This is a genomic window from Segatella copri, from assembly GCF_015074785.1.
Taxonomy (GTDB): Bacteria; Bacteroidota; Bacteroidia; order Bacteroidales; family Bacteroidaceae; genus Prevotella.
In genome coordinates this window covers 3,518,692-3,531,949 of sequence record NZ_CP042464.1, presented here as the reverse complement: position 1 = coordinate 3,531,949, position 13,258 = coordinate 3,518,692, and the positions used below count along the sequence as shown (strand labels likewise).

The 13,258-nt window shown below is 44.6% G+C and carries 7 protein-coding genes; all 7 read right to left on the bottom strand.

What is annotated here, in order from left to right:
• Positions 1-39: 39 nt before the first annotated feature.
• Positions 40-2,463, bottom strand: coding sequence for a glycoside hydrolase family 95 protein (locus FO447_RS14520; RefSeq protein WP_200756955.1), 2,424 nt, complete (start codon positions 2,461-2,463; stop codon positions 40-42).
• 105 nt (positions 2,464-2,568) lie between these two features.
• Positions 2,569-5,505 carry a family 43 glycosylhydrolase gene (locus FO447_RS14515; protein WP_200756953.1) on the bottom strand — a complete coding sequence of 979 codons (2,937 nt, stop codon included), beginning with the start codon at positions 5,503-5,505 and terminating at the stop codon, positions 2,569-2,571.
• A 205-nt stretch (positions 5,506-5,710) separates the two neighbouring features.
• On the bottom strand, positions 5,711-7,123 hold the full coding sequence (locus FO447_RS14510; RefSeq protein WP_200756951.1) for a DUF5723 family protein: 1,413 nt from the start codon (positions 7,121-7,123) through the stop codon (positions 5,711-5,713).
• A 48-nt stretch (positions 7,124-7,171) separates the two neighbouring features.
• A complete protein-coding gene (locus FO447_RS14505; protein ID WP_200756950.1) occupies positions 7,172-8,935 on the bottom strand; it encodes a hypothetical protein in 1,764 nt (587 codons plus the stop codon).
• A 243-nt stretch (positions 8,936-9,178) separates the two neighbouring features.
• Complete coding sequence (locus FO447_RS14500; RefSeq protein ID WP_005814044.1) at positions 9,179-10,468, bottom strand: IS1380-like element IS612 family transposase; 1,290 nt, start codon at positions 10,466-10,468, stop codon at positions 9,179-9,181.
• A gap of 599 nt (positions 10,469-11,067) precedes the next feature.
• Positions 11,068-11,361 carry a PD-(D/E)XK nuclease domain-containing protein gene (locus FO447_RS14495; protein WP_234699016.1) on the bottom strand — a complete coding sequence of 98 codons (294 nt, stop codon included), beginning with the start codon at positions 11,359-11,361 and terminating at the stop codon, positions 11,068-11,070.
• A 45-nt stretch (positions 11,362-11,406) separates the two neighbouring features.
• Positions 11,407-13,038, bottom strand: coding sequence for an ATP-binding protein (locus FO447_RS14490; protein WP_117695543.1), 1,632 nt, complete (start codon positions 13,036-13,038; stop codon positions 11,407-11,409).
• Between the last annotated feature and the right edge of the window lie 220 nt (positions 13,039-13,258).

Below are 13,258 nucleotides of genomic sequence, written 5' to 3'. Positions count from 1 at the left end.
AAATGATACTTTTATGGCAACAAATGTGATTTTAGGACATTATTTAATCAGATAAGTCTTTCCTGGTTCTGTTTCCAAGTCATATTCATATACGTCAGGAATAGGGACCTTCACTCCTTCTGCTATCCGATGCTGTTCCATTACAGGTTTCACTTCTGCAGATGCAAAAAGGATATTTGGACATTTTCCTTCTGCCTTCTTCAGCTTTTTCGCCTTCAGCGGAACGTAGGAGCGAAGACGCAGGATGCCTCCGATGGTGGAACGAATCTTCGCCTTCATCAGTCTGCCATTCTTCCAGTCCATATCCACCACAAAGCCGCCACGGGCACGAAGTCCCTTTACGCTTCCCATGTTCCAGGCATCAGGCAATGCCGGCAAGAGATGCACGGCTCCATCATGACTCTGCAGGAGCATCTCTGCGATGCCGGCTGTTACTCCGAAGTTGCCGTCTATCTGGAAAGGTGGATGGGCATCGAAGAGATTCGGATAGGTTCTGCCCTCAGGATACTCCTTTGCCTGCGCATCAGATGGCAACAGACGAAGCATATTACTGATGATTCTGAAAGCATGATTGCCATCGAGCATGCGTGCCCAGAAGTTCGTCTTCCAACCCAGACTCCAGCCCGTAGCCTGGTCGCCACGATGCTTCAGAGTGGTGGCAGCGGCATGGAACAGTTCCTGATGAGAGAAAGGAGAAATCTGATTGGATGGATACAATCCATAGAGATGCGAGATATGGCGATGCTCATTCTTCGGATCATCCGCATCCACAAGCCACTCCTGCAACTGTCCGTACTTTCCTATCTGCATCGGCGGAATCTGCGAAACCAACTGCTGCATCTCCTTGCGCTCAGCCTCATCAACACCCAATATTTCAGAAGCCTTCACGGCACTGGTCAGGGCATCGAAGGCTATCTGGTTATCCATCGTGCAACCTGCCGTTACGGCAGTTCTCTTACCCATAGGTCCCTGTTCCGGACTCACCGATGGCACGGTTACCTTCCATTCAGTGCCCGGCAACTTCTGCATATAGTCGAGATAGAACTCAGCGGCACCTTTTATTACCGGATACCACTGCTTGAGGAAAGCCTTGTCGCCCGTATAGAGATAATGCTGCCAGAGATGGGTGGTGAGCCAGGCTCCGCCGTTGGGGAACATGCCCCACTGTGCACCATCCACCGGACCTGCTATGCGCCAGATATCTGTATTATGATGTGCCATCCAACCACGACAACCATACATTTCCCTAGCCGTCAGTGCTCCCGTTACGCTCAAATCCTTAATCAGCGAATACAGAGGTTCCGTGGTGTTGGCGAGATTCGTTACCTCGGCAGGCCAGTAGTTCATCTCCGTATTGATGTTGATGGTATATTTACTGTCCCAAGGCGCATTTTTGCTGTTGTTCCAAACACCCTGCAAGTTTGCAGCCTGTCCACCAGGCTGGGAAGAGGAAATGAGCAGATAGCGACCATAGTTATACATCAGCGCTACCATCGCCATATCCTTGCTGCCCGCAAATTTCTCCAGGCGCTGGTTGGTAGGCAGCGAAGCATTGGCATCAGTTGTCAGAGTCAAGGAAGAAGTACCAAACTGTTTCTGATAGGCCTCCACATGGCGTTTCTCCAACTGGGCATAGCTCATCAGTTTCACCTTATTTATATAGTCGGCATTACGCTGAGCGGCGTTGCCCGATACATCATGATAATTCACAAAGTTGGTAGCTGCACTCACGATGATGGTAGCCTCAGTGCCATCCGTCTTCACATCAGCTACGCATTCGGCGGTAAGAGCAGCCTTGATACCCTCCTGGTCTTGTCCTTTAACTCTCAGCACAACACCATGAGGTGTCTTCTGAACCTGATGTTGAAAAGGCGAGTCTAGGGTTACATCGAAGTTTAAGGCACCTTTCTTGCTTGCCTTGATATGGCAAACAATAACTCCATCTGCCAATGAAGCAAAAGTTGTGCGAGTATATCTCACATCATCAAGAACAAAAGAGGTGGTGGTAATCGCCCTCTTTAAGTCTAACTCGCGCACAAAATGCTCCGCCTTTCCCTGATTCTGCATCTTGACATGCAGATTTGCCATCGGCAGGAAGCGCATGCCATGAGGCCCGGGGATGAAGGTCTGATTGATGAGAGCCGCCGCCTCCTCTTCCCTGCCATTAAAGATGAGTTCCCTCACCTTTGGCAGATTCTCCAAGGATTTCTTGCTATTGTTGTTATGAGGACCGCCACTCCAGAAAGTCTCCTCATTCAACTGGATATTCTCGTCCGTGGTTCCGCCATATACCATACCTCCCAAATGAGAATTTCCTATAGGTAAAGCCTCCAGCCAATGTTGGGCAGGAACATTATACCAAAGTCGAGTACTATTATCTGTGCAACTTGCCTTAGCCATCATCTCTATCGGAAACAATAGTCCCAAGACCCAAGCCCCCAAAATCATCTTATTTCTGTTCATAAAATCAGCATTGATTAGTAATTAAAAACGGCACAAAGATAAGGAAACTTTTTGATTTTCCATCACTTTGTGCCGTCAAAATTAAAAATATCTCAAACTTTAAACCTATTTTCTTTTAGAATACTCAAAAGAATCTACATCTATATATCCTCCGGTAGCCTTTGTCGCATAGTTATAGATGGCAATACGGGTGCCCATGAAGAAGCGGCGATAATCATATTGCATCTTGAAATCCTTGATGGCAGGAATCCAGGTCTTTCCATCTATACTATATAATAAGGTGGCGAGATCCTGATGAAGACGGAAATCGCAACTCATCTTCAGATAGATGATACTTGATTTCGTTGCCTTATCCTGCTTCAGATTCAAAGGCTGGCGATACACCTCCTCACGCTTCACATCAGTCACTGCCTTTTCCTTTTCAGTCAGGGCTACACTCTCCTTGGTACCTACCACAAAGAGTTTCTTGCCTTCCTTTACGATAGAAAGCAGGGCTGCATCACCCTGGAAGGCTGACAAGCCAGCCACATCGCCATCCTTCATCTTGCTCACATCCATCTTGACGATTCCCTCGCAGGTTGGTCCTTCGGTACGGGTACTGATGGTATTAGGAGCCAGGAAGATGTTAGGAACAATACGGGATGTCTTCAGGCGGAGCCAGCCCTTGCGCTCTGTGAGCGACCAGGCATTATCCACAGGATTGTGGTTCCACTGCCACTGCAGTTCCAGTTTATCCTTCGAGAAATCATCACTATACACGAGTCCCTTGCCATCGTAGCCCAGCACAGGCTTCTGCATCTTGGCAGGAATATTGCCCTTCTCATCGGTCAGCATAGGCCATCCGTCCTTCCAGGTACATGGCTCCAGCGTGAGCACTCTGCCCACGCCACCACGGTCTTGGAATACGATGCCATACCAGTTGCCATCCTTATCATCTACAATCGTACCTTGTCCCACGCCATTGAATCCGGCAAACTCCGTTTCCAGAATCACCTTCTTTTCGTAAGGACCCTGAATGTGATCTGCACGATAACAAACCTCACGACGAGGATGTCCCTGTGGCCACGAAATCATCAGGAGATAATACTTGCCGTTGTGCTTAATCATGCGGGAGCCTTCGAGCAAACCCGTTTCATCTGCATCACGCTCAAAAAGTTTACGATGGCTGCCCGGCACCACATCCGTCAGGTCGGCATTCAGCTGTACCATCTCTCCCGTTCCATAAACCACGTATGCCTTATCGTCGTCATCGAAGAAGAGAGCGGCATCATGGAAATGCTGCAAACGGCTGTGGATAGTCCATTTGCCCTCGATATCATCGGCTGTACAGATATAAGTCTCTCCACCTGGATTATCGTTCGGAGCAAAGAGCGCATAGAACTTGCCATGATGATACTGCAGCGAAGTGGCCCACTGACCACGACCATACACCGTACCCTCCTTCATGTCATACTTAGGCGAATCGGTAAGTTTAGGAAAGATATAGTTCACGGTTTCCCAGTTCACCAAATCCTTCGATTTCATGATAGGCGCACCCGGCATCAGATGCATGGTGGTGCTTACCATATAGAAGCAGTCACCCACACGGATTACATCCACATCAGGCACATCAGCCCAAACCACAGGATTGGCGAAATTCTTCTCAAACTTCCACCAGTCGAAATTGAAGAGTTTGCTTCCCTTCAATCCCTTGAACACGAAGTATATATCATGCTTTCCTGTCACTTTCTTTAGCATTTGTGCCGAGAAAGTCTTCCACTTTTCCCAGCCACCGGTCTTGGTAACATCAAGTTTTGCCACCAGTTCGCCATCTTCCTTATCGAGATGAACCTCCAGCGAACCTCCAAGCGAAGAGCACGCCGCTGAGATGGCAAATACATCTGGACCTTCATCACCAAAATCCACCTCACGTACCTTGATATAATCGCCTTCATGGATTTCAGAGATATAAACACCCGTATCATCGGTCTGCTCCGACTTCACTCCCTTAGAGAAAGCGATGGTTTCAGCCTCCTGACGCTTGTAAGGATTGAGGGTTGCGATAGGAACCACTCCTTCCTGAGTATGGTGGATAATTGGGAATGTGCCGTCGGCATTATATTTGAATTCTTCCACAGCTACACTGCGTCCGAATCCGCCACCCAGTTTACCCGTATGATAGAAGAAATAAGACTTGCCCTTGAAGTCGGTCACACCGCAATGGTTAGTAAAGGAACCCGTATCTTCCAATGGCATGATTTCGCCCATATACTTCCATGGTCCGAAAGGCTTCTTGCTCATGGAATAAGCGATATGCTCAGGCACTCCACCTGCAGCATAAAGCATATAATAGTTCTTGCCCCGCTTCATGAACCAAGGTCCCTCTGTGTAGCAATCCTTATATTTTCGGGTAGAATCACGCTTCTCCACGTCAGGCGAGCCGAATCCCTCCTCAGTCATCACGATTCTGCCCACTTCACGCTTTTCATCAACAGCTGCCTTAGCATCTATACCCCCCTTGAAGCTGATCATATCTTTATTCAGTTTGGCATAGTAAAGATGCGGATTACCCCAATAGAGATAAGCCTGACCATCCTCATCCATCCAGACGGTAGGGTCGATATTGTCCCAACTTCCATTATCGAAAAGCGGTTTGCCCAGCGCATCCTTGAACGGACCGGTAGGAGAATCTGCCACAGCTACGCCGATAGCCATTCCGCCCGTCAGTTTAGAGTGCGCACAGATATACCAGTAATACTTACCATTACGTTCGATGGTCTGTGCTGCCCAGGCGCGGTCGTCTGCCCAGGAAAAAGAACTGAGGTCGAGCGGAGAACCATGGTCTGTCCAGTTCACCATATCCTTGGTGGAATACACACGCCATTCGTTCATCCAGAAGAAGTCGGCCTTATCTTCATCATGACCTGTATATACATAGAGACGGTCTCCGACAACCAGAGGTGCTGGGTCGGTAGTTAACTGTGTTTGCACGATTGGGTTCTGTGCATAGGTAGTTCCCATGCCAGCCAAAAGCAGGGATAAAATCATTCTGTATCTAGTCATTTTATGATTTATATTAATTATTAGTTGATTAAATTGTTCTTTATGGATGCAAAGGTAAGCAAAAAAGCAGAATTCTACTTTATCACATGTATCAAATACTTTATTCTGTATATAAAATAAATAGGAGGTAAACACTAATCATTGGTGTTTATCTCCTATTATCATATTTTCCTACTTCTCAAACCAGCAAACATGCAATTATCTGTTACCAGGTAACGCTCATACCCAATGCGATGCTGGCATTGGAACTGAGAGGAATGAACTCTTTGCTGGTCTTGCCCAAGATGTGATCCATACCGATGAAGAAGTTGTAACCCTTAGGATGGATATTCAGAACATAACCCATACTTGTAGCAAAACTGCTGACTGCAAAGTTGACACCACCATCCAACCACTTCAATGGTTTCCAGTTGGCACTGAGTCTACCCTCGCTCCAGGTATAATCACCATTGATGCGGGTGCTGCTCAGCAAACCGAAGGACAACTTGTCGTATGCTGGTAAACTGTACTCTGCGCCAAAGTTGAGCGTAGCTGCCAGAGCAGTAGTACGGCTACCCTGGTCGCCCAAATCCTTCAGGTTGATGAAGTCGGTAATCTGGTCGCCATAGTCATCTATCTTGTCATCAATGGTAGAACCACTGTTTTCTCTTACCGCAGTATCATGGAAGCCATTGAACTCGAAGCTCTCTGCTCTATTCACAGCCTTCATATTGTTGCTCCAGTTGATGAAGCCCAAATCGAGAACAGAAGCACTCAGGGTCAGGTTGTCGTTCAACTTATAGACACCACCGAGGTCGAGTGCCATACCGAAGCCGCCCAATCCTGCGCCATCAACATCTACATCATCTATCTTTTCGTACTCCCCCTTCTCCGGGTTGTTATATTCATCTCTTGAAGTCTTATAAGTAAAGCCTTTCATGGAAACCTGGGCATTCGCCTTGCCGGAAACAATCCACTTGTCTGCACCAGAGAGGTCAGCACGCAGGTTTTCCAGACGAACATCACCGTCAGCCACACCGAAGAGGAACTTCAACTTAGCACCGATGCGGAGTTTCTTGTTGATCTGATGAGAGTGACCCAATGCCAATTCAGCATAAGAGCGAGCCATCATGCTCACATCACCAATCTCATAATTCTGGTTACCCGTGTTCTTGGCAAATTCAAACAACTCATAAGGCAGGGAAGCACCGAAAGATGCCTTGGCATTCACCTCGATGGTATTATAACCGCCAAAGCCCTTGAAACCGGCAGAAAGTATGGAGATGCCCACATCACCCTGTATGCGGTTGTTGCTCTTACTGAAGCCTTTCAGCGCCTCATCGGCAGAAATATAAGGATTCATGAAGGAAGTCATCTTCTTGGCACCCGCCTCCTGTCCGTACATCGGATTGTTCAGTACAATATCCTGATAGCCGAAGTTGCCCTGCAGGTTGACATTTATATTACCCAATGCAGGGATGGTGATATAGTTCTGCTTGTTCTCAAAAGCCGGGTTCATATCGTGACGGAACTTGTAGTCGTCAGTAAAGTAAGCGGAATTGAGTGTCTGAGCCATTGCGGTGCTACCCATCATCAGCAGAGAGGCAGCCAAGAGATGCTTATATATTTTATTCATCATTTTCTTTGTCTTTTATGTGTGTTATTATTCTGTTACTACTCTCTGTCATTAATTGAAGTTACCAATCACCTTACCCACGAGTTTCACCTTAATGTTTTCCAACTTCAGGGTATGCTTCTCTGAGTTGAGGTTGATACCGGTCACGGTAGTTCCATCATGGCTTGCCTTACCTTTTACCTTATAAGAGAGTCCGTCGAGCTTCTGCAATCCGCCCTTTACCTTTTCACGGAGTTCTATTTCCAGCGGAGAAGTCGCGGCTTTGACACCATCAGCAGATGCTTTCACAGTACCCTTCTTGACATTCACTTCTATCAGGTTACTGATATCAGTACCTTCCAGTCCGAGTGGAGTTGCCTCTACGATGAGGGTAGCAGGAACCAGGTTCTGCGCATCGGCTGTCAGTCGAACATAAGTTCCTTCAGACAATTCCAAATCATCCAGATCATCATTCCAACCGTCGAAATCATCAGCATATTCGATGACTGCATCCTTGGCAAATGCCAACGGTGCATAAATCTCGTAGCTTGGAACAACATTGTAATTGCGGCCGAACTCGATGGTCATTTCCTGACTGAGATCAGCCTTCGCCTCTACATCGGTAATCTGTACGTGGTCTGGAATATGCTGGTTGATGAGTGTAGCCAGGTTGCTCACCTCATATACATTGGCAGCACCATACTGATCAGTCAGTTCTGCAGTCTTATGGCGGCAGATACAGATCTTGGTTACAGGCGTAACAGTAGTCTTGCAGATATTCATCTCAGGGAGTTGCACGGTAGCCAAGTTCTGACCGTTCTTGGTAGAAATCACCTTTGCACTCACCTTCGCCGCTGCATCCATATCATTTTTGATAGAAAGAATAATCTGAGGATTATCCAAGTCAGCTCTTACGCCATCTTCTGAAAGAAAGTCAGGAACGCCAGTCACAGATACATCACCCAAGCTTGAGATATTGATTTCTGGATCGAAGATACCGGTAGCAGACTTCAAGGTAATATCATTGACTGTCACGTTGGCACCGATGGACAGTTCAGATGTAGGAACACCCGTTATATTAGCCTCAATACCGAGGTCGAAATAACCGTCCATCTGGATAGAACCATTATTGTCGATGACAACCTTACCATAGGCATCCTGTTTTTCAAAATCAAGTTTTTTAGCCTTGATGGTGAGTCGGAGGTTGCTGCTTGTAGAAACATTCTCCACGGTAATCTTGGAACCATTGACCATAGGAATGCCATTGCCATTACCTTCGACACGTGAAATCTCCAGATAGCCAGGAAGGGTGAGGGTTACCTTATTAATATTGGTGATGGCAGAAGAAAGACCACCAAGAGTGAGATTAATCTTCAGTTCGATTTCGCCAGCCACCTCAGCACTTTTCAGGCTCTTCACAGCAGCATCCGTACCATTATATTTAAACATCAACTCCTTAGGAGATACAAAACTGAGATGACTACCAGCTGCACGGGTACCCTTGGCAGCAGAACTGGCATTTAAGGTTAGCGTATTAGAATAAGAATTACCCCTCAGAACAATAGGAGAAATCATTGGTGAAGCAGATGATGCCTCAGAACCTGTCAATTGGAACAGATAATCACCATTTGCGGCAATCTTCACACTACCACCCTCTTCCAGTTCCAGAATATCAGACAGAGGTATGTTCATGGTAGAACTGGCAGGTATTTCCAATTCGCCACTACCAAATCCCATCGTTGCATCAATCTGGTCAAAATCATAATCGTCATTTGTACACCCAGTTACCGAGAAACCCAACGTCAATAAAGACGCAAGTAATAGACTTGCTTTCATTTGCTTTTTCTTCATAGTTTATGAATATTTGATAATTATAGAACTTTGCACTCTTAAAGAGAACTTACATAAACCTAAAATCCGCAACTATCATCCAATACACGATTAAGGGTAGATTTATGAGTCGTTAGTAGCAGCTTTCAGTAAAAAGCAACAGCACAACATCAATATGTAGCCACCATCCCCTTACCCCACGATGCGACTTGAGGTAATACGCAGATTCAAACCGGAAAGAAAGGATTCTTATCCGAATTCTGTTTTGAAGGGTTTTGCATAAGCTCGGTTCTCTGTGTAGATATTCAGCACGTATTGCCTTGCAGTCATGATCCACTTGGCAGGTACGGAGATGAATCTGAAGACAAAAGCCTTTATGCGACTCGTTTTCTTGAGCCCAAAAGCCTTGGTGTCAAGCCTGCTCATGATGGTCTTGTAGAAATTGTGTATCAATGCAGTAAGCAGAAGAAAGACAGTATTCTCCGCCATGAATGACTTGGGGAGCCTGCTCCAACCGAATCCGTTGTTCATGTCGTCAAAGATACGTTCCTTGCCGCCACGCAGATTGTAGAATTCAACAATGTCCCTTGTCGATGACTTGTAATCGTTGGTCAGAATACAACGGTAAGTGTATTCGCCTTCCCACAGGTCAAGGTCGCCACTGTTGCGTCTTTGTCTCTGGATGACAAGACGATAGCACTTGCCTTCCCATTTCTCAACGAGAATGGAATTGAGTTCGAACTGGATGCCGTTAATCTCCTCCGTCTTCCATCCTCTCAGAGCAAAGATGTCATTGTAGAGCGAACTGCATCGGTTGGCACGGATGTAGAAATGTTTGCAATGCTTCTCTATCTCACTGACGATTTCCTTCGAGCAGGAACCGCAGTCTGCCCTGAAGCGATTTACACGGATGTTCTGGGATTCCAGAAGAGCGAAGAATCTCTTATGGGTGTCTGCCTGATGAAAACGCACATTCGTGTTACCATCGCTGTTCTCGATATAGACTATCTTGTCACCGATAACATATACGCCAGGCCTGTAGCCGAGGAACTTTTTGTAGGTCGGTTTTGCATCATACTTCTCCGTTTCAAGGAACTGATGGTCAAAGTCAACATCGTATTCCTCAATTTCCTTCAACTCGCCTGTAGAAACCAAAGCGTTTATAAGCAATGTGTTGAGTTTGTCTGCAGTATTGAAATCATAGGTCTTGCCTTGGTCGGAAGTATAGGAGATGTTTTCCTGTGTCAGTTCCTTGATGGCTCTGAGGATGGTATCAGAGCTGCATGTACGAAGGGTAGGATGATACGAGAGATGGCGCATCAGTTGTGACGTTACATCTTCCACGCATGAGCCGCCACAGAAATAAACGCTCATCAGCGAACGGACTATCTCGCTGAACTGATATCCGAAGATACTGCTGCATCTCTGACCCAGTGTTGAGTCGATAACGGGTGAAAGCATGGAGTCAAATTTCTCCATGATTGAAAAAATTCCTCCAAAAGGTGTGAGTTTCTCAGATTTAATTTGTATTTTTGCCATGTCATATTAGAGTTTTGCTTGTTTTCTTTTTGCAACACTAAGATAAGTGAAAATTCTGACATGGCAAAATCCTGGGCAACTTTTTGTTGCTCAGGAACTTATAAATAAAGTTAAATTATAGTGTTGCGGAATTAAGGATAAATTAAATTACATTTGCAAATATAGCATTTTTTTATTAATAAGCATGTAAAATAATCAGAAATCTTCGCTCAATTCCTCAATTTATACACAAGACACCGTTATTTTACGAATATTTCCACCTCAAAAGTCTGTTGACCACACATCATGATTCTTCAATAATCTCCCCCCACAGGATGGCGTCCCAGCAGATTTGCAATCCTCCAACAAGAAAAAAACACACGGACAAATTGAATTTGTCCGGATTGTTTGTCCGGACGTTCATAACTTTCCTATAATCAACGCATTACAAGCCGCCGGACAATTTGTCCGTGTTATTTTTTTAGCATGAAATCATAAAGAAATACAAGGATTTCCATCCAGTAAGCAATGAGTTCCCAAATAGAAAACGATGACTTCAACCCCAAGAAACGGTGAGTTTTAGAGGAGAAAGCTATGAGTTAGGATTTTTAACATAAAGCCTATTTTACCCAATCCAATACAATCGTCTTATCTTCATCAATCATAAAGTTCATACCAATCTTTTCCACGGTTTTGCCTTTTAGGGCAAAAGCATCAGCATAATGCTTGTTGTTGATTTGGTCAAGAGCCTCTTGTGCCGACTTATTAAATTTCAGTTCTATCACATAGATGGTATCCTTTGTTTCCATCGTAATGGCTGTTCTTATACCGAGACTTAAAATCTCTTTTATGAAATATAGGAGTAGAAAAAGAATACTGAAAAAAGAAAGTCGCTGATTATTAGTCCAATACATGGTTGTTAACAGTTTTTTCTTTTTCAGACCTTTTTTTTTATGCCATTACTTTATATAATATTTACTATCAAATCGAGTGCCCTCTTTTTCTATCTCCTTCCCAACCATAGAATAGAGCATCTTTCGAATCTCTTTCATATCTATATCAGGAATGCGCTCTGCTATATCAGATATTTTACTCAAAGGATGCACACGGAGATCTTCCATAATTAGTGCCTTAAGAACATGTGGTTCTATAGTCTTCAAACTAGTAACAATGTTAGATTTTGCATTTTTCAGCAAAGTTGTATTGATTTGGAAAAATGATCCTTTCTTGACGCCACCTTTCGTTATCAGATTGCTTTTGTCTAAGTTATCGATATAGCTTCTCAATCGTTCTTCTGCAGATAGCTGGAGGATTTTAGATAAATCAGTTGCGGCAATGCGTTTCTCTCTGGCTATGATACCGAAAGCTATTTTGTTCTTTTGGGAAAGCTGATAATTATGGTCAACATAATCCATCAGGCGAACAACTTCTTTATCCGTAATCTCTGCACTTTGATATACCGTGACAGTGTTGAATGTTGATTCTATCTCTGGTTGTTTCTTTGCTTCAACGGCATCCAACTCATAAATCAAGTCATAGCCAGAGCCCTCACCTTCCATCAATCCAAGTGCAGTCAGTATCTCAATCATATTCGGATTACGTCTGTGCTTAGTATGAAGGATGTTGTCTTTGGTTACACCCAAAGGGAGACCACCAGGATTGGAGATGCTGATATAACCTGGATATACCTTGATTGTGATGTCGTTAGAGATGGTTCTTGAACTATGAGCCAAACTGTTAACAAGCAACTCTCTGATTAAGTTCTCGTTATAATAGCGTACTGTCTTACGGAAGAGTCCATTAGGCATCTCATAGCTATAGGTCAACTCTACAGCCTTGTCCATAATATCTTCCAAAAGTTCTTTCGGATTACGTGTATTGTCACGCCATTCCAATTTGTTGGTTTTGTTCTCCAAGTCATCATATACGATATATTGCACAGTGATAGGATAGCAAATACGGCTACGCTGTTTGGCTGTACCAATCCATAAGACACCAAGATTAGTCATCTTGTTGCCGTCAAGAAGATGGTACTGTTCGCCAATTTCCATATCATCGAGCTGCTTGATATGCTGCTTCACTCTATCAGATTGGCGTATATCATTAGCGAATTTAGAGAGATTCGTCTTATTCTCATCTTCCAATTCAAATCGTGTTGGCACAAGTTCCCATTGGAAAGCTCCTTTCTCTTCTCCTACACGTTGAATATCTTCACTACGCACAGGCTCGCATTTGTCTGCGACACGGATGTACATTTTGCCATCAGAAGTGGTGGCATATGAATGGAGTGAAGGGAATACTGTGATAGCAAAGTACTGGCTGCCAGTTTCGTCTGCACATACGTCGCCTACTGCAAGACCAACATTGAAACAAAGTCCACGCAATCTTGTAACGGCACTATTTGCCTCTTCTTGCGATATAACTTGATTGGAAGCTGGTTTCTTTGTCTTATCTTCCACGCCAATCATAATCTGTCCTCCTTGCGCATTGGCTAAAGCTACACAAGTAGTAGAGAGTTCCTTGAATCCTTTCTCTCCAGTTCGAATCTTTTGCAGACTCTTGTATTCTATCTTTTGTTGCTCTGTATTCATGTTTACTTGTTAATCTTTAAACAGCTACAAAGATAAGCAAAAATCCCGAAACCGCCAAGCGATTTCGGGATTTATTCTGTATAGAACTGTGTACCCAATACCTTGAAGGGAATTTGATCACTCTATCAACGTCTATCAAAGAGTTTATATGATGTAACAAGTAAGAAGAGGATGTGCCAAAAGTCCAAGACACACCCTCTTTTCATATTTACTCAGCTCC